Below are 19,444 nucleotides of genomic sequence, written 5' to 3' on the forward strand. Positions count from 1 at the left end.
CAATGGGTGTTTGGCCCCACGCAGATACCTTCAAGGGTGTGGAAAGCATCAACGGCCCGAGGGGCTTCAGGAAGGTATCAATGAACGTCGAGACACCCTCGGGGATCACGGTCGCCCAGTCCTACATGGCGGCGCTCAAGGCCTGCGGCATTCGCCACGTATTCGCCAACGGCGGCACCGATTTCGCGCCGATCATCGAGGGCATCCTGCGGAACCGGCAGGACGGCGGCGACATGCCCGAATTCGTCACCGTGCCGCACGAGCACGTCGCCGTCGCCATGGCGCAGGGCTATTACTTGATGAGCGGCAACATCGCGGGTGCCATGGTGCACGTCAACGTGGGCACCGCGAACACGATCTGCGCGCTCATGAACGCTGCGCGTAACAATACGCCGATGTTTCTGGCCTCCGGCCGCTCACCGAGCACCGAGACCGGCGACCCAGGGTCCCGCGACTTCTGGATCCATTGGGCTCAGGAGAATTACGACCAGGCGGCCATGGTGCGCGAACACGTGAAGTGGGAATACGAGTTGCGCCACGGCCAGCCGATCAACACGGTCGTCGGCCGCGCCGTCGACATCGCCATGAGCGAGCCCAAAGGCCCGGTCTACCTTCAGCTGCCGCGCGAATTGCTGGGCAGTCCCTCGACCAACCCCGGCCCCCTGCCGCGTGGGCGCGCCTTCGGCACCGTTCCGGCGGTCGCCGACATCCATGCGATCGAGCGCGCCGCCGACATGATCGCGGCGGCGGAGAACCCGATCATCGTCATGACCACCCCGGCGAATGCCGCGACGTTCAAGGCGCTCGGGGCTTTCGCGGAGGCCCACGCAATCGCGGTGCACACCGGCCCGCACGCCGCGCTTTCCTCGTCGAACCCGATGAACCTGGGTCGGGTGAACGGCCCCGCGCTCAAGGCCGCCGACCTCATCCTCGTGCTGAACTCGCCGGTTCCTTGGGTGCCTAAACACATGCAGCCCAACAAGGATGCCCGGCTCATCCACATCGCCCCGGACCCGCATTTCGCCACCTATCCCTTCCGCGGCTTCGAGATGGACCTCGCCATCGCCGGCGATCCGGCTGCGTCGCTCACGATTCTGGGTGACATGCTCAACATAAAGCTGAAGGACAGGGGGGCGGCCACCGACCGCCGCCGCAAGCTCAACGGCGAAAAGCGCCAGGCGCTGCTCGATAGCCGCAGGGCCGCCATCGAAGCCGCGTCCACCGAAAGCCCGATCAGCTATGTCTGGGCCGCCCATTGCGTGAACGAGGTCAAGGGCGCCAACACCACGATCGCCGAGGAGATTGGCGTGCCCTTTGACTTCCTCGACATCGAGGACGATCGCGACTTCATGGCAACGTCCTTGGGGTCGGGGTCGCTCGGCATGGGGCTCGGCATGGGGCTGGGCGCCAAGTTCGCCGCCCCGGACCGCACGGTGATCACGACCTTGGGCGACGGCGGTTACATGTTCGGCTGCCCGACGGCGGCCCATTTCGTCAGCCAGGCGGAAAAACTGCCCGTCCTCACCATGATCATGAACAATTCCGAGTGGCACGCCGTGCGCGACGCTGTCATGTCCATGTACCCGGACGGGCTCGCCGCCAAGGCCAACAGGCTGCCGATCGTCAACCTTTCGCCCTCGCCCGACTACCACAAGATCGCAGAGGCCTTCGGCGGCTACGGCGAGAAGGTGGACGACCCAGCCAAGCTCAAGGGGGCCATCGGCCGCGCCCTCGAACAGGTCGCGCTGGGACGGCAGGCGACTCTGAATGTCGTGTGCCAGAGGCGGTAGGGCTGACTAGCGGGAATGATTCGCTAAATTAACGAGTTGCAACGGACCCCGGCTGGCTTCTTTTCGGCCAGTCGGGCGCCGTTGCCGGCGCAGTGTGCGAGGCCATGGATCCCTCATACGTCTCAGCTTTAGCGGCCCTTGCTGGCGCCACCATAGGTGGACTTACGTCGTTCATCACTTCTTGGCTGACCCAGCGGACACAACTTCGACACGCACTTCGCCAGGCCGAGAGCACCGAACTGAAGGAACTCTATCAGACCTTCATAGCTGCTGCGACGCGCTTATTGGTGGAAGCCCACAGGGCTAAGACAGATGACATTGATGACGTGGCAGGTCTGTTGGAGATTCATGGAATGATAGGGCGTATGCGATTGACCTCTAGCCAGCCCGTGATTGATGCTGCAATTCAGGTGGAAAAGTCAATTATTGACGTTTACTTGGGTCCCAATCGGACCATTAGGGAAATAATCGAGATCGCACGAGACTTGGAAAGCAGAGGCAGTCCTGTCTTCACATTTAGTGCGGCGTGCAGAATCGACCTATTCGAACGCGCGACCAAACCGCGCTGACGCTAGGGTCAGACCTCATTCTCGCAGCCAGAAGGTGAAGATGGCGGCGAGGGTGATGGCGCCGAAGAAGACGGTGGCGCAGCGGTCGTAGCGGGTGGCGATGCGGCGCCAATTGACGTGCTCCCCGCGGTTCCAGCCAGGGATAAGTTGGATCCGGCGAGGAGCGGAGGACGATGCGACGGAGCCGGTTCACCGAGGGGCAGATCCTCGGGATCCTGAAAGAGCATGAGGCGGGGCGGTCTGCGGCGGATCTGTGCCGAAAGCACGGGATCAGCGACCAGACGCTCTACAACTGGAAGGCCAAGTACGGCGGCCTGAAGCCGTCAGAGGCGTCGCGGTTGAAGGGGCTGGAGGACGAGAACCGTCGCCTGAAGAAGCTGCTGGCCGAGGCGGTGATGGACAACTCGGTGCTGCGGGACCTGCTGAGAAAAAACTGATCGGGCCTGCAGCGCGGTTCGGAGCGGTGGAGCGCGTGATGCGCGAGCACGGCTACAGCGAACGGGCGGCTTGCAGGCTGATCGGGGTGGATCGCTCGGCATTTCGGTATGTGCGCGCCGATGGCGGGGACGCAGAGCTTCGGCAGCGGCTGCGCGAGCTTGCCAATCAGCGCCGCCGGTTCGGCTACCGGCGGCTTGCGATCCTGCTGCGGCGGGAGGGCGCGGCGGTGAACCTGAAGCGCATCTGGCGGCTGTACCGCGAGGAGCGACTGTCCGTGCGGCGACGCGGCGGACGCAAGCGCGCGCTCGGCACGCGGGCGCCGATGACGGTGCCGCAGGGTGCCGACCAGCGGTGGAGCCTCGACTTCGTGGCCGATGCGCTGGCCGATGGTCGGCGGTTCCGGGTGTTGTGCGTGGTGGACGACTTCACGCGCGAGGCGCTGGCGACGGTGGTGGACACCTCGATCAGCGGGGCGCGCGTTGTGCGCGAACTGGAGCGCCTGGTGGCCGGCCGGCGCCTGCCCGCGATGGTCGTCAGCGACAACGGCACGGAGCTGACCTCGGTGGCAGTGCTGCGCTGGGCGGAGGAACGCGGGGTGGAATGGCACTACATCGCGCCTGGGAAGCCGCAGCAGAATGCGTTCGTGGAGAGCTTCAACGGCCGCCTGCGGGACGAATGCCTGAACGAGCACGTGTTCGGCTCGCTGACCCAGGCGCGTGGGCTGATCGAGGCTTGGCGGGAGGACTACAACCGAGCCCGGCCGCACGGCAGCCTTGGCGGTCGGACGCCGGAGGAGTTTGCGAGATACAGCGCCCGCGCGAAGGATCGGGCCGAGGGCGCTGCGCTACTTGAGGGCTCCGCGCCCTCGGCCCGATCCACCACGGTCCCAACCAGGGCCAAACGGAGAACGGGTCCAAGTTATCCGCGGTAGGAAAGCGGGGAGCACGTCACAATGCTTGAGGCGGCCGAACATGATCTGGACGCGGTAGCGCTGTCGGTAGAGGGCCTTGTACCAGCCGTCGCGGTAGATGCCGCGATGGCCGAGCATCTCGAAATGCTGGATGCGGCGGGGCGTTCTGTTGATCACCATCAAGGTGCGCGCACCCCGCTCGTCTTATCTTTTACAGCGACGTAGATTGCGGCATCACACCTGAAACTGCGTGTCTCACCCAGGGCAGGAGAGCCTAGTATGGCGAAGGAACAGCCGAGGCGCTTGTCCCGGATATCTCGGCGACTTTTCATTGGCGGCAGCTTGGCGTTGCCGGCTTGCGCCAATTTGGACCGCGGCAGCGGCGTGCCGCCTGCCCTTCAGTCAGGGGTCACTGTCCTCGGCGTACCGAACGCCCGCTTTTGGGGCGACGAGGACCTCGACCGGCTACGCGACGAAGCGCTGACAGCCACGGAGCGCGAGATGCGGCATCTCGGGCTTCGCGTCGGCCGTGATCGCCTGCCGCCGGCTCATTTTCTTTCCATCTCCGGCGGCGGCGACGATGGCGCATTCGGCGCCGGCCTGCTGAACGGCTGGACCGAAAAGGGCGACAGGCCGAGCTTCAAGCTGGTCACCGGCGTGAGCACCGGCTCGCTCAGTGCGCCGCTCGCCTTCCTCGGATCTGCGTATGACGCGAGCCTGCGAGAGGCCTACACCGGCATCGGCCCGGACGACATTTTCCGTCAACGGGACTGGGTGGCGATCCCTTTCAGCGATGGCATTGCCGACAGCGCGCCGCTCGCGCGGATGATCGCGCGCTATGTCGACGCGGCGATGCTCGCGGCGATAGCGGCGGAGTATGCCAAGGGGAGGCTCCTGCTGATCGGCACGACCAATCTCGACGCGCAGCGACCGGTGATCTGGAACATCGGCGCGATCGCGGCGAGCGGCCACCCTGGCGCGCTCGGTCTCGTGCGCGACGTCCTGCGCGCCTCCGCCTCGGTCCCGGGTGCCGTCTCTCCCGTCATGTTCGATGTAGAGTCCGGTGGCCGGTCCTGGCAGGAAATGCACGTCGACGGCGGCGTTGTGGCGCAGACGTTCCTCTATCCAACCGGTATGCGGACCGAGGAGGTGAGTCGCATCGCGCCGCGCGAGCGCAACGCATATATAATCCGGAACTCCCGGCTGCGCGGTGACGGTACAGATGCCAACCGCAACCTGCTGAGCATCGCAGGTCGGGCGATTTCCTCGATGATCCAGTACAGCGGCCAGAACGACATCATCCGCTTGCAGAACCTGACGCGACGGGATGGTGTAGGCTTCAACCTTGCCTATATCCGGGATGATTTCGGCACGCCTTGGAGGTCGGCCTTCGAGCCGGCCTACATGCGTGCGTTGTACGAGTATGGCCGCACGCGCATGCTCGAGGGCCGCGCCTGGGAGAGCAGCCATCCGTCGCTGCGCCAGGCGGATCCTGGGGCTCCGGCACCGGCCCGATCCTCCGGCGGCGCCCGATAGAGCGGTCTGAGCATCCTCGGGCCAGAAGTTCCGGGCCAGTTGCTCCGGCTGCCCCATGGCGATCCGACGCTGCACTGGCTGCTGGGCGCGCGCGGCCTACTGGTTTTCGTGGGGGAGCCGCTCCGCAGCATCGGGTTCCTCGGCGGCTGGCCGCAGGCGCTGCTGTTGGCCGCCATCCTGGTGGTCGGCCTGCTGGGGCTGAAGTCGCCGACCCGGCTCACCTGGCCGATCCTCCTACTCGGGCCGCTGGTCCTTCTGGCGCTGGCCCTGACCGATATCGACTCGCCCCCGTTCTAGCGCATCGCGGGCGGACTCCTCACCGCGCTCGCCCTCGCGCTACTCGCCGCGGCTTTGCTGCGGCAGGTCCTCGCCGACGGCCGGGTCACGGTCGCTCGCCTCGGCGCCGCTGACGGTGCGGGTGACGAAGCGGCAGAAGCATAGCCTGGGCTGACGCGCGCTTCAGTCCCGCTCGAAGATCCGCGTCCAGTCCTCGCGCATCGAAACGACGTGCCACCCGCGCCCTGCTGCCTCATCAAGCGCGCGAGAGAGCCGTCCGACATGGCTCTCCCGGTCATAGGCATATTCGCGCTCCGCGTCGTCGTGACGGATGATCATGCCAAGCCGCCGCCCAGGCCCCTCCGTCGCGTAGCGCAGCATGTGCCAGTCACCGTCTGAATTGCCAAAGGCGGCAATCGGTCGCTGGCCGACATGTCGAGCGATGCCGACCGGCTTGCCTGGCCCGTCATCCACGAAGTCCGCGCGCGGCTCGCGCGTCAGCGTGATGCGGCCGTCCTGCTCGCCGGGTGTCAGGGCGAAGGTCGACCCGATGACCTGATGCGGCGGGATGCCGTAGACCTCCTGCGCGAAGGCGCGAACGAATTCGACTCCACCGCCGGAGACGATGAACGTTGTGAAGCCGTTGGCGCGCAGGAAGGCCAGGACCTCCAGCATCGGCTGGTAGACGAGTTGCGTGTATGGCCGGCGCCATCTCGTGTCGCTCGCGCTGGCGAGCCATTCCGCGGCCATGCGCTGGAACGCCTCGGGCGAGTTCCCGGCCTGGGCCGCGGCTGCAAGCTTCAGGAGCCCGTCCACGCCGCCCGCCGCGGCGCCACGCAGGTCGCCCGCGATCGCGGCGCGGAAGAGCGGATCTTGCTGCCACTCCGGATGCTGCGGGGCGAGCGTGCGGATGCGGTCGAGGATGAAAAGGAGCTGCGTGTAGACCGGCTGCTCCACCCAGAGCGTGCCGTCATTGTCGAACACGGCGATGCGCTGCGCGGGCGCCACGAATTCCGAAGAGCCCTCGCGCGTGACCGCCGCCACGAAGTCCAGCAGCGCCCTTCTGCGCGGGCCGTCGCGCCAGGACGGCAACGGATCCCGGGCAGGCTGGGCGCGCAGCGAGGGTGCGCCGAGGCCTGCCAGCAGAAGGCCGAGGACGGCGCGACGTGTCGCGAGCGGTGTCATGGGCTTCGTTCTACACGCCGACTGCAATAACGGAATCGTCCTGGCTGCGCCCTGCCGGGCGGTGGCAGGGCAGGCCTGAGCGACGGAGGGAACCGCGTCGAGGGCGCCGGGCTGCTGCAGCTTCGCCCGGTCCGGAGCGGACGCAGGACGTCCGGGCCTGTTCGCTCCGACGCCTTCGTCATCTGGGGGCCTCGCGCATCTCACGCGGATTCAGAAGGTGACGCTGACCGCGGGAAATGGCCCGCCGAACGGGAAGTCCGGCAGGGCATCGCCCGCGGGGAGGCAGGTGAGCGCAACGGCAGCACCAGCCGCGAGCGGCGGAGTTTCCGACCTGGACATCGTCATCGGTCTCCTTGTTGACGGAGGGGCGGTTGCCGGCAGCGGCGCGGCCCCTCGGTCATGTGTGGATCGCGCAACATCCCATGGCCGCCCCGCCTGGCGATGGGCGGCCATGGTCGGCCCTTCAGCGCCCGGAGGTGCCGTGCCGCAGCCGCGCCATCGCATCGCCCAGGCTGAAGCTGCCCGGTGGTTGCCGCGGCGGGAAGTCGCGGAAGGTGGCCAGGAAACGCCCGACAATTTGCTGCGCGGGCAAGAAGGCGAAGGCGCGCTCCATCCGCCAGCGGCCGTAGTCGATGCTCTCCTCCGCGCGCTCGTAGGGGTCCGATCGCAGGTTGAACAGCATCGGCAGGCGCAAGGTCGTGAAGGCGCGTTCCCAGACGCGCAGGCCGGTGTTCTCCTGGATCATGAAGTGGATCTTCCAGTTGCCGTGGCGCAGCGCGGCCAGGTCGCCGTCGTCGGTGAAGTAGAACATCTCCTGCCGTGCACCGGGTCCGGTGCCGGTGAGCAGCGGCAGCTGGTTGTAGCCATCGAGATGCACCCTGTAGGTGCGCGCGCCGGCCTGGTGGCCCGCAAGCAGCTTCTGCTTGATCTCCGGCTCGCCGGCGGCGGCCACCAGCGTCGGCAGCCAGTCCTGCAGGGAGACGATCTCGTTGATCACCTGCCCCGGCTGGATGCGGCCGGGCCAGCGGATCGCGGCCGGTGCACGGAAGCCGCCTTCCCAGGCGGTCGCCTTCTCGCCGCGGAAGGGGGTGTTGCCGCCATCGGGCCAGGACATCACCTCGGCGCCGTTGTCGGTGGTGTAGAGGACGATGGTGTTCTCCGTGATGCCGAGGTCGTCGAGCTTCTTCAGCAACTGTCCGACATGACCGTCATGCTCAACCATCCCGTCCGCATAGACGCCGAGCCCGGTGACGCCCCGGCTTGACTCCTGCAGCCTTGTCCAGACGTGCATGCGGGTCGAGTTGAACCAGGTGAAGAAGGGTCGGTTCGCGGCATGCGCGCGGTCGATGAAGTCGAGCGCGCTGGCCAGGAACTCCTGGTCCACCGTTTCCATTCGCTTCATGTTCAGCGGGCCGGTGTTCTCGATGCGCTGCGTGCCGTCCGGGTTCGCCCAGGACTTGAGCACGCCGCGCGGCCCGAACTGGCGGCGGAATTCCGGGTTGCGCGGGTAGTCCGGGTTCTCCGGCTCGTCCTCGGCGTTCAGGTGGTAGAGGCTGCCGAAAAACTCGTCGAAGCCATGCATGGTCGGCAGGTGCTCGTCGCGATCGCCCAGGTGGTTCTTCCCGAACTGGCCCGTCGCATAGCCCATCGCCTTGAGCAGCACGGCGATGGTCGGATCCTCCGGCCGCATGCCTTCCGCGGCACCGGGCAGGCCGACCTTCGACAGGCCGGTGCGGAACGGGCTCTGCCCGGTGATGAAGGCCGACCGGCCGGCGGTGCAGGAATTCTCCGCGTAGTGGTCGGTGAACATCGCGCCTTCGCGGGCGATGCGGTCGATGTTGGGCGTGCGGTAGCCCATCATCCCCATGTTGTAGGCGGAGATGTTGGCCCAGCCGATATCGTCGCCGAAGATCACCAGGATGTTGGGCCGTCGCGCCGTTCCACCGGGCGCGGGCGCTGCGGGGCGCGGCTGCGCGGGCGCTGTCTGGGCCTGCGCGGTTTGCACCCCGCCCGCCGCCGCGGCGAGGCCGGCGGCGCCGCCGAGCAGCATGGTCCGGCGCGACGGCCGGTTGTCGTCGTTATTCACAAGGTGTCTCCTTCGTGGATGATGGGTACGTCGCGGCGGATGCAGCGGAAGCCGATGTGGCTCATGCCGGTGTCCACCATCTGCGCGTGGCGCGCGGCCGGCCGGTACCGCCGGCAGTAGGAGGGCGCGCAGAGAAAGCTGCCGCCCTTCACCACCTTCCGCGGGATCCGGATGCGTGGCTGCGCGGGGTCGTAGCTGCCCTCCATCGCCGGGCCGCGCGGATCGGTCGGCGCGCAGCAGGGCTTGGCGGGATCGGCGGCATGGCGCGCGGCGAACCAGTCGCTGGTCCATTGCCACACATTGCCGGCCATGTCGTAGAGGCCGTAGCCGTTGGGCGGATAGCTCGCGACGGGCGCGGTGCGCTCGAAGCCGTCGGCGGCGAAGTTGCGCCAGGGGAAGGGGCCCTGCCAGGTGTTCGCGAGATGCACGCCGCCCGGCGCCAGCTCCTCGCCCCAGACGAACTCGGCGCCCTCGAGGCCGCCGCGGGCGGCGAATTCCCACTCGGCCTCGGTGGGCAGCTGCTTGCCGGCCCAGGCGGCGTAGGCCTCCGCGTCCTCGTAGGCGACGTGCACCACCGGGTGGTCCTCGCGCCCCGCGAGGTCGCTGCCCGGACCTTCCGGATGGCGCCACTGCGCGCCGGGGGTCCAGTGCCACCAATTGGCGATCTCGCGGGTATCAACCGGGCCCTCCGTCATGCGGAAGACCAGCGAGCCGGGGACCAGCATGGCCGGCTGCGCGCCAGGATAGAGCGCGGGGTCGAGCGGGCGCTCGGCGAAGGTGACATAGCCGGTCGCCGCCACGAAGCGGGCGAAGGCGGCGTTGGTGACGGTGGTCGCATCCATGTGGAACGGGCTCACCGTCACCCGATGCGCGGGGCGTTCCTCCGGGTAGTGGTGGTCGGATCCCATCAGGAAGGTGCCGCCGGGAATCGCGACCATCCCGTCCGAAATCGGCCGCTCCGCCAGCGCTGCCGGCTGCGCGCTCAATGCCCGCGGCCTCGCGCGTCTATCGCGGAAAGAGCAGTTGCAGTTGGAAGCGCAACTGCCATTCCGGGCCGATGTCGGGACGCACCACGTTGTAGTAGGCGCCGGCCAGCGCGTTCACCGGCTGTGCCCCGATCCTGAAGATCTGCCCTGCGCCGAGGCCGACAGGCACCGTCCATTGCTCTCCCGAGCGTGCTTCCCAGTTCGCGGTGATCAGCGGCGAGAAGGACAGGTAGGTGCCGGGCGACTGCGGGATGTTGTAGTTGATGAAGGGCTGGAAGGTGAAGTTGTTGTAGCGGTTGCGCTCCTCGCCGCCGAACGACCAGATGTTGTTCACCAGGCCGCCGAGCACCCAGGGGCCGGCCATCGTCAGTGCGACGAAGGTCGGCCCGCCGCCCCAGACATTGCTGCCGAGCGCGCTGTCGGTGGTCGTCGGCGCCTGGACGACCGCGCCCGCGCCCCAGATCACCCGCCCCGCCTGCGCAGGCGAGAGGAAGGTCGAGAACTGCACCGCGCCGAGACCGAAGGTGCTGTCCTCACCCGGCGCGAAGCTGGGTTGGGAAATGACGGGCAGGATCGTGCGGGTGATGACGTTCCAGTCCTCGTTGACGCGAAACGGCACCACCGGCTGGATGTTAAGGATGTTCTGCGTGTGACCGTTCGGGCCGTAGTTGAAGTTCGTGTTGTTCTGGAACGGCACGCTGATCATCGCGGCGATGGGATTCTGCGCCGAACGGGCCAGGGCATCGGCATCCATCCGCGGCGCACCCTCAGCAGCCGGCGCGCCTGCCGTCCCGCGCAACTGCTGCGCCGAGGCAGGCGACGTCATGAGCCCGAAGGACAGGACGGTCACCGCGCCCCCGGTTGCGAGCGCTCCGAGAATCCTCATCGCCTGCCCCCGAAAAATGCCTGCAGGCACGCCAGCATGCACGCCGTGCCGGCGTTTCCCTGCGATGACAGGATGCGCCCGGCATGCCCGGTTGTCTCGGCCGGTTACTATCCAGAATCAGCAGCCCGCGACCGATGGAACGGAGGGCGCGCCCGGGTCAGGCTGCACCATCGCCCGCTTTGCGCGGCCGGCCACGTGCCGACCCCTTCGCCCCGCGCGAGGCGAGCGTTTCCGAGGGCAACTCGCCGAACAAGGCCCGGTAGTCGCGCGCGAAATGGCCGAGGTGCCAGAAGCCATGCCCAAGGGCGACGGACTTCACGAGGTCCGGGCCATCCTCACGGCTCAGCAGCGCGCGGCGGACCAGCATGAGTCGGCGCGACTTGAGGTAGGCGTGCGGGCTGATCCCCAGCGCGGCGTGGAAGGCGTCGTGCAGGCGCCGGGCAGAGACGCCGAGCGCCGCGCAGAGTTGCTCGGTGTAGACCGGCCGGGTCAGGTCGGCCTCCATGAAGGCCTCGGCTGCCGCGACAATGCGCAGCGCCTGCCCGACGGCACGTGGACGCGGCCTGATCTCGGCCTCGGCCGTCAGCGCGGCGGCGACCTCCTCGCGCAGCGCCATGGCGAGGTTGGACGCGCAGCACGGTGTGTCCACCATCGCCGGCAGGTCCTCCGCCAACCGCCCCGCTGCCGAGAGCGCGCTGGCCAGCCGAGCCGCCCGGTCGGGCCGCAGCGCCAAGAGGCTGCTCGCCCCCCGCACACGCAGCGGGAGAGGGGCAACTTCGACGAGTTCCTCGAGCAACGGCAGGGGCAGCGCGAGGGCCGCCCAGTCCAGGTACCGAGGGTTGTACACGGTCAGTTCGGCGCCGCCGCCGAGCAGGACCGCCTCCGCGGTGCCAACCTCCGCGCCATTAACCCGGGCAGGGCGCTCCGCAGCCTGCAGGTTCACAATGAGCACCGCGATCCCCGGGAAGATGCCGCCGCGCGTCCTGTGCGCCGAGGTGGTGCCCTGCTGCACCACCATGTCTCCGACGCGGAGCAGGCGCAGCGTGGCCAAGAAGGGCTCGCTCCGCTCAGGGGTGGTGTCGAACTCGCCGCCCAGCAGGGCGGAGCCGAAGTCACCGGCCTTGTCGAAGCGGCGCGTCAGCGCTTGTGCGGACGCCACCTTCTCGAACGCAGCCACAACCCTTCCCCCTTGCCGCATGGAAGCCTGCCCACGCGCCAACGGGCCTTCGCGCGCCAGGAAGGTTACACCCTGGCGGGCCGGCTCATGTCACGAGCGCGTGATCAGCCGGAGCGATGAAATTGCCGGATCGGGATACGTGTTGTCCAGGCCGACGGGGGTGACGGGGCCTACAGTCGCCACCGCGGTGCTGCACTGCGTGCATGCAGGCGCATAAGCGGTTGGAGGTGGGCCATGCCGGACGGAAACGCTGCGGCGGCATATGTCATGCCCCCCTCGCCATACGGATCCTCGATGCCGGACTCGGGCCCGCACGTCGCGGTTGTCCGCGACCGCGCCACGACATCTATGAAGAGCCTCTCGTCGCGCGTGAGGACAGCGGCGCTGGCAGCGGCCGTGGTCGCGGCCGGCATCCTGGGGGCACCCACGTCCTTGCGGGCCCAGGGGGCGATCGATGCCGACGCGCGCAGCGTGCTGGACGCCATGTCCAAATATCTGGGCGGGCTTCGGAGCTTCTCGGTCGCCTATGCCGCCGTCGACGAGGTCGTCACGACGGAGGGTCAGAAACTCCAGTTCCTGCACGCCGGCGAATTGCTGGTGCAGCGCCCCGACCGGCTGCACGCGGTGCGACGCGGCGCAGCCGGCGTCGCAGAGATGGTCCTGGACAGCAGGGAGCTCATCCTCTTCGGCCGGGAAGCGAATGCCTTCCTTCGGCTGCCCGCGCCGAGCATCGCCGCGGCGGTGGAGGCGGTGCACCGGATGGGGTTCGACGCGCCCGGCGCCGACCTGCTCGCCGAGCGGCCGCTCGACAGCGCGACGACGGACATCGTCAGCGGCGCCCATGTCGGCATGACCTTCATCGACGGCGTCGAGGTGCACCAGCTTGCGTTCCGCGGTGCCGAGGTGGACTGGCAGCTCTGGGTCACGTCGGGCGACCGGCCGCTGCCCGTGCGCTACGTGATCACGACGAAAACCATCCCCGGTGGGCCGCAATACACATTGCAGCTCACGAACTGGAACGTCGCGCCGCAGGCCGATCCGGCACGCTTCGTCTTCACGCCGCCGTCGGGCGCAAGGCAGCTGGATCCGGCCTCGGTCACCGCGAATGCTGTCGGCGACATGGTCATCAGGTAGAGGAGCGCGCGGGAACGATGTCACGCATCCTGAGGTGGGCCGCCTGTCTCCTGGCATTCGGCTTCGTCATGACAGCGGACCCGGCTGCCTACGTCGCGCGCGGGTCCTGGACGTCGCAGGCCGACGCCGTCGTGGGGCGGCCGGCCACGCCGGCCAGCGCCGCCGGCGTCGCCCGACGTACGACGCGGCGCTGCGTTGCCGGCGTGCCGCCCTGTTGAGACCGCCGTGCGCACCGGGTCGCGCGGATCAATTCTCGTTACGACAGCCCACCTTCCACATCGGCGGCTGCTTCGATAGCGGCCGCGCTCGGCGCCATCGCCAAGAAGGCTTCTCCCGTTGGCTCAGGTAGCACCACATCTTGAGGCAGTGGCCGATTGCCGTCCGGTCTCGTAGGCTTGGCTGAGAGTGCAGGAGTGAGGCGCATGGGCGAGCGAGAAGGAGGAAAGCCCCTCCAGGCGCGCGATCTCAGCGTTGCGGAGCAGGTCAGTTACCTTGAAGAGCGCGCTCGCCGCGCGAAGCCTGGCGACTTCGATCGCATTCTGGCGAAAGCTGGAAGCGATGTGCGCATCCCTGGGGACGAGTTGCCCGAGGGGTGGCTCCAAGAGGTTCAGGGATCGGAAGGGCCGCGCATCACGTGGCCCGCGGCACGAAGTCCCTGAAGCCTGCGTGCGGCAGTCGCATGGCGATGCCAAGCAGCGTGTCGAAGCTGGCGCGTCGCCATCGTCGTCGGTTCCAGCGGAACACGAACTCGTCGAGGTGAGCCTGCAGGTGCGGCCCGCGCAGGCCGTGGAATACGCCCATGGCCCAGCGCTTCATGTTCGAGAAAACCCTGTGCACCCACGGCAGCACGACGTGGGCCGCCATTTTCCCCACCACCTTCGGCACGTGCTCGTACTCGCCTGCGATGGCGCGATAGGCCGGCAGGCCGTCGGTGACGACCACGGATTTCGGCTTGATCTGTTCCTCGACGAAGCCGCCGAGGGTGTCGGCGTCGTAGGCCGGAATGCGCTGCAGGCGGATACGGCCCGGATAGCGTCGGTCCTCGATTTCGACGGCGCCGACGATCGCCACCTTGCCCACGTGGCTGCGCCCCTGGCCGCCGGCCACGGGATCGTCCTGCGTGCGCAGAGGGATGGTTGTCTCGTCGACCTCCACGACGCCGGCCAGCGGCTCTCGGTCCGGGTCGACCATCGCCCGGCGGAGCTTGCGCAGCATCAGCCAGGCCGTCTTGTAGCTGCCCAGGCCGAGTTGGGCCTGGAGCTGGAGCGCGGAGATCCCGTTGGAGTGGCTGGTGACGATGTGCACCGCCAGGAACCAGGTGCGCAGCGGCAGCTTCGAGCGGTGCAGCACCGTGCCGGCCTTGACCGAGGTCTGACGGCCGCAGCGGGCGCACTCCCAGAGCCCATTCTCCTCGCGAATTTCCCAGGCTTTGCGGCCTTGGCACTTCGGATCAGGGCAGACGAAGCCCTGCGGCCAGCGCTTTTCAGCGAGGTATTCGACGCAGGCGCGCTCGTCCGGGAAGAGATCCTCGAACTCGGCACGCGACATCGGACGATCAGGGCGGCGCTGGGCCATCGCCCCCGAATCGGGCCTGTTTTGTTCCGGGAGTCAAGCCCCCTCAGATACCACCCCTTGAGAGCACCTGAGCCATGGGGAGAAGCCTTTCGCCAAGACTCATGGAGAAGACAATGAACGACACGACGCGACGCCAAGGCCGCCGGATGATTCTGCGCGGCTCCGCCATGGTCATGGCTCTCGGCGCAGCCGGTTGCGGCACGGGTGGCGTCGGCCCCAACGCGGTCGCGGGCCGGACGCCGGATGCGCGGGTCGAGATGCGACAGGTGCAGGCCGCCTATGTGGCGAGCGGTGGTGGCGGCAGCGGCACGCTGCATTATCGCGGGCGCGACTACCCTTTCACCATCGCGGCCGGCGGGATAGGCGGCATTGGCGCCTCGACACTCGAGGCCGAGGGCGACGTGTTCAATCTGCGCGACCCGCGCGACTTCGCTGGCGCATACGGCCAGGCGCGCTACGGTGGCGCTGTCGGTACGGCAAGCGCCGGCGAGCTCTGGCTCGAGAACGCCGCTGGCGTCATCATGCGGCTGCGCGCGCGGCGCACCGGCTTGATGCTGAGCCTCGGTGGCGATGCGGTGGTGATCAGCATGTCACCGTAGGCCGGCGCTGAGACACCAGGGGGACGACCAGCGCGCAGGGACAAGTTGGCGCCTGGCGCCGCGGCCGGCAGCGATGAGCCATTGCAGCACGCGGGTTGAAGCCACCAGATGTAGATCGCGGCACACCGCGGTTCCGAAGTCGAACCGCAGGCACGCCCGCGATAGGCTCTCAGCGGCGCGTGACGGCTACGGCAACTGACGCAGCATCGGCTGCTGAACGTGCCAATACTCCGGAAACGGCTCCATCATCTCCGGCAGCGTCATCCCCTCCGGCTGCCGCCCGTCCAGAATCGCCTCGACGATCTCGGGCGCCAGCAGCGTCAGCCGCAGCACCCGCGAGACGTAGGACGAGTTGATCTTCTCGGCCGCGGCCAAGTCCTTGATCGTGGCGAACTGGCCGGCCTCCAGCATCCGCCGCCACCGGAACGCTCGCGCCACCGCCTTGATGAGCGTGATGTCCTGCCGGCGCTCCAGCGCCAACACGCCCGGCGTGACCATGGCTTTCCGCCCGCCCCGCGGCTTCACCCGGAGCGGGATGACCACGGTTAGGGTTTGGGGCGCTTCGCTCATGCCGCCGCCCTACCGGCCTCGGGCGCCTGGGCAGCCAGATCCCGCACAAGGCTGCCGAGCCCGTCTAGCCGCAACCGCACGGCTGCGCCCTCGGCTCGGACGTCGACCCGATCCACCAGCAGCCGCACGATCCGCGCCCGCTCGGCGGGGAAGAGCTCGTCCCACAGCGGCTCGATCCGCTCCAGCGCCAGCAGCACCTCCTGCTCGGTGACGTCGGGCGCCGTCGCGCGTGCCGCCCGCCAGGTGCCGACGACCATCTCGGGCTGCCGGAGCAGTGCGCGCACCTGGGCGACCACCGCCGCCTCGATCTCGCCGGCCGGCAGCCGCGCGATGGCCGGCCGCTCGGTCGCGCCGCCCTTCAGCACGGCCTGGCTGACGTAGTAGCGGTACATCTGCCCGCTCCGGCCGCGGCTGTGGCTCGGCGACATCGCGCGACCGTCGCTGTCGAAGATCAGCCCGCGCAGCAGCGGCGCCGTGGTGTTCCGCGTCCGGTTGACCCGTACCCGCGGGCTCACCTGCAGGACGGCGTGCACGGCGTCCCACTGCGCCTGGCTGACGATGGCATCGTGCTCGCCGGGATAGGCCGTGCCCTTGTGCACCGCCTCGCCCAGGTACACGCGGTTACTGAGAATGCGGTAGACGTCGCTCTTCGTCAGTGTGCGGCCGCGCTTCGTGGTGGCACCCTCCGCGCGCAGCACCTGGACCAGCCTCGTGCAGGACTCGGTCTCGACGAAGCCTTGGAAGATCCGCCGCACCAGGGCGGCCTCGGTGTCGTTCACCACCAGCTTCCGATCGCGCACGTCGTAGCCGAGCGGCACGTAACCGCCCATCCACATGCCGCGCTTGCGCGACGCCGCCACCTTGTCGCGGATGCGCTCGCCGATGACCTCTCTTTCGAACTGCGCGAAGCTGAGCAGGATGTTCAGCGTCAGCCGCCCCATGCTGGTGGTCGTGTTGAAGCTCTGAGTCACCGACACAAACGTCACGCTGTTCGCGTCGAACACTTCGACCAGCTTGGTGAAGTCGACCAGCGAGCGGGAAAGGCGGTCGATCTTGTAGACCACCACAACATCGATCAGCCCCTCCTGGATATCGGCGACAAGGCGTTTCAGCGCGGGCCGTTCCAGCGTCCCGCCCGACACGCCGCCATCGTCATAGCGGTCCGGCACCAGCACCCAGCCCTCGGCGCGCTGGCTGGCGATGAAGGCCTCGCACGCCTCGCGCTGGGCGTCGAGCGAGTTGAACTCCATGTCGAGGCCTTCCTCGCTCGACTTCCGGGTGTAGACCGCACAGCGGAGCTTCCGCACGGTCGCCGGCATCGCAGCGGCCGGCTTCGCGTCGCGCTTCATGCCGCGCTCCGGCTCGGGCGCAGCCCGAAGAACACGCGCCCGTTCCAGCGCGTGCCGGTGATGGCGCGCGCGATGGCGGAGAGGGACTGGTAGGGCTGGCCTTGGTACTCGTAGCCGGCGCGCGTGACGGTCACCACGTGCTCGACGCCCTGGTACTCGCGGATCAGCTGCGTGCCGGCGATCGGCCTGTCGTCGCCACGCATGCGGCGGACGGTCACCTTCCCGCCGTCGAGCTGCTCGCCGAGCGCTTCGAGCCGGGCCAGCGTCTCGGGCTTCAGGCCGCCATAGGCGAGCTCCTGGATCCGATAGGCCAGCCGGCTTTCCAGGAAGCGCCGGTTGTAGGGCGGCGGCTCCGTGCCGAAGAGTTCCCGCCACTGCTGCTTCAGCACCGGCGTGGCGGCGGTCTTGAGGGCGGCGAGTCGGCCCAGCACGTCGGCGGGCGGGATCGCCGGCGCCGTGAAGGTCGGCGGGGTGGTGGGCTTGGGCTTCGTGGTGCGCGTCATGCGTCTCTCCGGGTGGTCCGGTTCGCATGCAGGCGCTGCGGGGCCGCAAAGTGTAGCGGCCGCTCTCCCTGGTCCGCGGCGTCGCGCGCTGCTTCCTCGGCAGCGCGGCTGCGCAGCCGCAGCAGGCCGCGGGCGAGAAGATCGCACACCTCGCGGAGGTGGGGCGTGAGATGCTGATTGAGGGGCTGGGCGGCGAGGCGGGCCATGCCCCGCTGCTGCCAGATGAGCAACCGCCCGTGCAATGCACTGATTGCAGCGGGCGCGCAGCCCTCACATCCCGACCTGACGCCCGAGCCAGATCACCCGCCCGATGACGTGGATCGCGTCCGGCTGGATGTCGCTGAAGGTCGGATACAGGTCCTTGTTGTCCGAGATCACGCTGATCCGGCCGTTGGTTGGGTTCACCGCGACGCGCTTCACCTGAAGTCCGCCATCGGTGCGGATCACATAGATCCCGTCCTTCTGGCCTGGCCGCTGCTGCCCCATGTCGACCAGCACCGAATCGCCTTGGCGCAGCGTCGGCTCCATCGAGTCGCCGTCGACCGTCAGCACCACGAGATCGCCGATGTTCCCGCGCGCCGCGCGGCGCAGCCAGTCAACCCGAAATGCAATGCGATAGGAGGGCGGCGCATCCTCGGCCTCGAGCCCCGGGCCCGCGGAGACCATGTCGTCGTAGACCGGCAGCATGGCGAATCGGTCACCGCCGATCTGCACGATCTCTGGCATCGCGCGCGCCCGTCCCCCGGCCGCTGTCGAACCCGCCTCCAGGTAGCCGAGGATCACCGGGATCTCGTGGGCCCGCATCGGCCGCTTGCCCGCCAGCAACCGGCTTATGGTGCTGTTGTCGACGCCCATCGCCGCGGCCAGGCCCTTCTGCGACTTGCCAGGCTGGGCGAGCCCTTCCCGGATCTGCTCGATCGTCAGCATGGCGATTCGGCGCGCTGCAGCGGTCCGCACGCGGATTTGGCTGTCGGCATGGAGAGGCTCCCACCTGGATTCGCCCCGGCTGTCCATGGGGAAAGCTGTGGATACCGGGGATAGTGTTGCGTAATCCGCAATACCGAGTGGGTCAACTACGTCTCGCGCAAATAGTGCATTGTGGCGCGCGCGGAGGACGATCTACCTATCCCCCATGCCCCCGGTTGATCCCGCCGCCACCGTCCTCGCCCGCTTCGGCGGCGCAGGCCCGCTCGCCCAGTTGCTTCGCCTCGACCGCAGCGCCGTGCATCGCTGGGCGCTGCCCAAGCACCGCGGCGGCAGCGGCGGGCTGATCCCCGCGCGCCACCACCAGCGCCTGCTCGCGCTGGCCGCCGCACAGGGCATCGCACTCAGCCCTGCCGACCTTGTCGGCACGCCCACGGCCACCGGCGATCCGCCCCGCGCCGGGGCCGACGACGGATAGCCCCGCTCCGTCCTCCCTCTTTCCCCCGCCCGACCCGTCCCCGCCCTTCACGGAGCATCGCTGCATGCTGTCCGAACGGTTGCCTGTTCCCGAAATCCAGCTCGCCGCCGCCGTCATCCACCGCGCGCTGGAGGACGCCGCCACCCCCGATGCGCGCCTCGCCCGCCCGCGGATGATCGACACGCCGCAGGGCCCGCGCCGCACCTTCACGCCCGGCCTCAAGCCCCAGGAGCGCGAGGAGGCGGTGCGCTTCCTGCTGGATGGCGCGCCCAACTGGCGCCAGGCGCGCGAAGCCTGGTGCGAGATCGCCGATCTCTGCCCCCTGCGGCTGCGGCGCAGCGCCCTCGCGCGCATCCCGCATTCCGCCATGCCGGCGGACATCCGCCGCGCGCTGCGCATCCCGGAGCCCCCGCCGGCCGTCAGTGATGGCGCCTCCCCGATCCCCGCCATGCCCATGCAGGAGGCCGCCTGAC

19 protein-coding genes and 1 pseudogene are annotated in these 19,444 nt (G+C 68.6%); 9 read left to right on the forward strand and 11 right to left on the reverse strand.

The window, feature by feature from the left end:
* The first annotated feature begins 80 nt into the window (after nt 1–80).
* Complete coding sequence (locus DFH01_RS13395) at nt 81–1,790, forward strand: thiamine pyrophosphate-requiring protein (protein ID WP_158287750.1); 1,710 nt, start codon at nt 81–83, stop codon at nt 1,788–1,790.
* Nucleotides 1,791–2,374: 584 nt separating this feature from the next.
* Here the strand turns inward: DFH01_RS13395 and DFH01_RS28480 are convergent.
* Nucleotides 2,375–2,485: pseudogene (locus DFH01_RS28480) on the reverse strand (IS5/IS1182 family transposase); the annotation flags it as partial.
* A 47-nt stretch (nt 2,486–2,532) separates the two neighbouring features.
* On the opposite strand from DFH01_RS28480, the gene DFH01_RS13405 reads away from it, so the two are divergent.
* The 4 genes from DFH01_RS13405 to DFH01_RS13415 all read left to right on the forward strand — a co-directional run bounded on the left by DFH01_RS13405 (nt 2,533) and on the right by DFH01_RS13415 (nt 5,540).
* Nucleotides 2,533–3,728 (forward strand): IS3 family transposase gene (locus DFH01_RS13405; protein WP_233256096.1). Its coding sequence is split into 2 segments (ribosomal slippage): nt 2,533–2,785 and nt 2,785–3,728, totalling 1,197 coding nucleotides; the frame shifts between segments, so codons are not numbered across the junction.
* A 21-nt stretch (nt 3,729–3,749) separates the two neighbouring features.
* Nucleotides 3,750–3,932, forward strand: coding sequence for a hypothetical protein (locus DFH01_RS27820; RefSeq protein ID WP_146217055.1), 183 nt, complete (start codon nt 3,750–3,752; stop codon nt 3,930–3,932).
* Between the two features lie 54 nt (nt 3,933–3,986).
* Entirely contained in the window at nt 3,987–5,243 is a 1,257-nt protein-coding gene (locus DFH01_RS13410) for a patatin-like phospholipase family protein (protein ID WP_109870986.1), read from the forward strand.
* A 39-nt stretch (nt 5,244–5,282) separates the two neighbouring features.
* A complete protein-coding gene (locus DFH01_RS13415) occupies nt 5,283–5,540 on the forward strand; it encodes a hypothetical protein (RefSeq protein ID WP_109870987.1) in 258 nt (85 codons plus the stop codon).
* Between the two features lie 162 nt (nt 5,541–5,702).
* On the opposite strand, the gene DFH01_RS13420 is transcribed toward DFH01_RS13415, so the two are convergent.
* From DFH01_RS13420 to DFH01_RS13440, 5 genes are all read right to left on the reverse strand, one after another.
* Nucleotides 5,703–6,704, reverse strand: a complete 1,002-nt coding sequence (locus DFH01_RS13420) for an HAD family hydrolase (protein WP_109870988.1) — start codon at nt 6,702–6,704, stop codon at nt 5,703–5,705.
* A 463-nt stretch (nt 6,705–7,167) separates the two neighbouring features.
* Nucleotides 7,168–8,790: an arylsulfatase gene (locus tag DFH01_RS13425; protein ID WP_233256097.1), complete on the reverse strand. Its 1,623-nt coding sequence runs from the start codon at nt 8,788–8,790 to the stop codon at nt 7,168–7,170.
* Entirely contained in the window at nt 8,787–9,776 is a 990-nt protein-coding gene (locus DFH01_RS13430; RefSeq protein ID WP_199231230.1) for a formylglycine-generating enzyme family protein, read from the reverse strand. Before DFH01_RS13430 ends, DFH01_RS13425 begins: the two co-directional genes overlap by 4 nt.
* Before the next feature lie 19 nt (nt 9,777–9,795).
* Nucleotides 9,796–10,530, reverse strand: a complete 735-nt coding sequence (locus tag DFH01_RS13435) for a neuromedin U (RefSeq protein WP_109870990.1) — start codon at nt 10,528–10,530, stop codon at nt 9,796–9,798.
* A gap of 289 nt (nt 10,531–10,819) precedes the next feature.
* On the reverse strand, nt 10,820–11,839 hold the full coding sequence (locus tag DFH01_RS13440; RefSeq protein ID WP_158287751.1) for a helix-turn-helix domain-containing protein: 1,020 nt from the start codon (nt 11,837–11,839) through the stop codon (nt 10,820–10,822).
* A 294-nt stretch (nt 11,840–12,133) separates the two neighbouring features.
* On the opposite strand from DFH01_RS13440, the gene DFH01_RS13445 reads away from it, so the two are divergent.
* Complete coding sequence (locus tag DFH01_RS13445) at nt 12,134–12,973, forward strand: DUF2092 domain-containing protein (RefSeq protein ID WP_158287752.1); 840 nt, start codon at nt 12,134–12,136, stop codon at nt 12,971–12,973.
* 630 nt (nt 12,974–13,603) lie between these two features.
* Here DFH01_RS13445 and DFH01_RS13455 read toward each other — a convergent pair.
* Nucleotides 13,604–14,548: an IS1595 family transposase gene (locus tag DFH01_RS13455; protein WP_109870994.1), complete on the reverse strand. Its 945-nt coding sequence runs from the start codon at nt 14,546–14,548 to the stop codon at nt 13,604–13,606.
* 113 nt (nt 14,549–14,661) lie between these two features.
* Here DFH01_RS13455 and DFH01_RS13460 point away from each other — a divergent pair, with 113 nt between their 5' ends.
* Entirely contained in the window at nt 14,662–15,147 is a 486-nt protein-coding gene (locus DFH01_RS13460) for a hypothetical protein (protein ID WP_146217056.1), read from the forward strand.
* Between the two features lie 186 nt (nt 15,148–15,333).
* Here the strand turns inward: DFH01_RS13460 and DFH01_RS13465 are convergent, their stop codons facing one another.
* The 4 genes from DFH01_RS13465 to DFH01_RS13485 all read right to left on the reverse strand — a co-directional run bounded on the left by DFH01_RS13465 (nt 15,334) and on the right by DFH01_RS13485 (nt 18,496).
* Nucleotides 15,334–15,717 carry a ParB/RepB/Spo0J family partition protein gene (locus DFH01_RS13465; RefSeq protein WP_109870996.1) on the reverse strand — a complete coding sequence of 128 codons (384 nt, stop codon included), beginning with the start codon at nt 15,715–15,717 and terminating at the stop codon, nt 15,334–15,336.
* Nucleotides 15,714–17,066, reverse strand: coding sequence for a recombinase family protein (locus DFH01_RS13470; RefSeq protein WP_109870997.1), 1,353 nt, complete (start codon nt 17,064–17,066; stop codon nt 15,714–15,716). The genes DFH01_RS13465 and DFH01_RS13470 overlap by 4 nt, the downstream gene beginning before the upstream one ends.
* Complete coding sequence (locus DFH01_RS13475) at nt 17,063–17,569, reverse strand: DUF2924 domain-containing protein (protein ID WP_109870998.1); 507 nt, start codon at nt 17,567–17,569, stop codon at nt 17,063–17,065. The genes DFH01_RS13470 and DFH01_RS13475 overlap by 4 nt, the downstream gene beginning before the upstream one ends.
* Nucleotides 17,570–17,839: 270 nt before the next feature.
* Complete coding sequence (locus DFH01_RS13485; RefSeq protein ID WP_019015860.1) at nt 17,840–18,496, reverse strand: LexA family transcriptional regulator; 657 nt, start codon at nt 18,494–18,496, stop codon at nt 17,840–17,842.
* A gap of 205 nt (nt 18,497–18,701) precedes the next feature.
* On the opposite strand from DFH01_RS13485, the gene DFH01_RS13490 reads away from it, so the two are divergent.
* A complete protein-coding gene (locus DFH01_RS13490; protein ID WP_109871000.1) occupies nt 18,702–18,971 on the forward strand; it encodes a carph-isopro domain-containing protein in 270 nt (89 codons plus the stop codon).
* 64 nt (nt 18,972–19,035) lie between these two features.
* Nucleotides 19,036–19,443, forward strand: a complete 408-nt coding sequence (locus DFH01_RS13495) for a hypothetical protein (protein ID WP_109871001.1) — start codon at nt 19,036–19,038, stop codon at nt 19,441–19,443.
* Nucleotide 19,444 lies beyond the last annotated feature (1 nt).

Origin of the sequence: Falsiroseomonas bella, assembly GCF_003173615.1 — a bacterium.
Classification (GTDB): Bacteria; Pseudomonadota; Alphaproteobacteria; order Acetobacterales; family Acetobacteraceae; genus Falsiroseomonas; species Falsiroseomonas bella.

Excerpts from the sequence above, each read along its gene's own strand:
- DFH01_RS13455 (WP_109870994.1), bottom strand. The coding sequence starts at position 14,548 with ATGGCCCAGCGCCGCCCTGATCGTCCGATGTCGCGTGCCGAGTTCGAG.
- DFH01_RS27820 (WP_146217055.1), top strand. The coding sequence starts at position 3,750 with ATGCTTGAGGCGGCCGAACATGATCTGGACGCGGTAGCGCTGTCGGTA.
- DFH01_RS13395 (WP_158287750.1), top strand. The coding sequence starts at position 81 with ATGAACGTCGAGACACCCTCGGGGATCACGGTCGCCCAGTCCTACATG.
- DFH01_RS13470 (WP_109870997.1), bottom strand. The coding sequence starts at position 17,066 with ATGAAGCGCGACGCGAAGCCGGCCGCTGCGATGCCGGCGACCGTGCGG.
- DFH01_RS13475 (WP_109870998.1), bottom strand. The coding sequence starts at position 17,569 with ATGACGCGCACCACGAAGCCCAAGCCCACCACCCCGCCGACCTTCACG.
- DFH01_RS13485 (WP_019015860.1), bottom strand. The coding sequence starts at position 18,496 with ATGCTGACGATCGAGCAGATCCGGGAAGGGCTCGCCCAGCCTGGCAAG.
- DFH01_RS13495 (WP_109871001.1), top strand. The coding sequence starts at position 19,036 with ATGCTGTCCGAACGGTTGCCTGTTCCCGAAATCCAGCTCGCCGCCGCC.
- DFH01_RS13435 (WP_109870990.1), bottom strand. The coding sequence starts at position 10,530 with ATGGATGCCGATGCCCTGGCCCGTTCGGCGCAGAATCCCATCGCCGCG.
- DFH01_RS13410 (WP_109870986.1), top strand. The coding sequence starts at position 3,987 with ATGGCGAAGGAACAGCCGAGGCGCTTGTCCCGGATATCTCGGCGACTT.
- DFH01_RS13460 (WP_146217056.1), top strand. The coding sequence starts at position 14,662 with ATGAACGACACGACGCGACGCCAAGGCCGCCGGATGATTCTGCGCGGC.
- DFH01_RS13445 (WP_158287752.1), top strand. The coding sequence starts at position 12,134 with ATGCCGGACTCGGGCCCGCACGTCGCGGTTGTCCGCGACCGCGCCACG.
- DFH01_RS13420 (WP_109870988.1), bottom strand. The coding sequence starts at position 6,704 with ATGACACCGCTCGCGACACGTCGCGCCGTCCTCGGCCTTCTGCTGGCA.
- DFH01_RS13465 (WP_109870996.1), bottom strand. The coding sequence starts at position 15,717 with ATGAGCGAAGCGCCCCAAACCCTAACCGTGGTCATCCCGCTCCGGGTG.
- DFH01_RS13490 (WP_109871000.1), top strand. The coding sequence starts at position 18,702 with ATGCCCCCGGTTGATCCCGCCGCCACCGTCCTCGCCCGCTTCGGCGGC.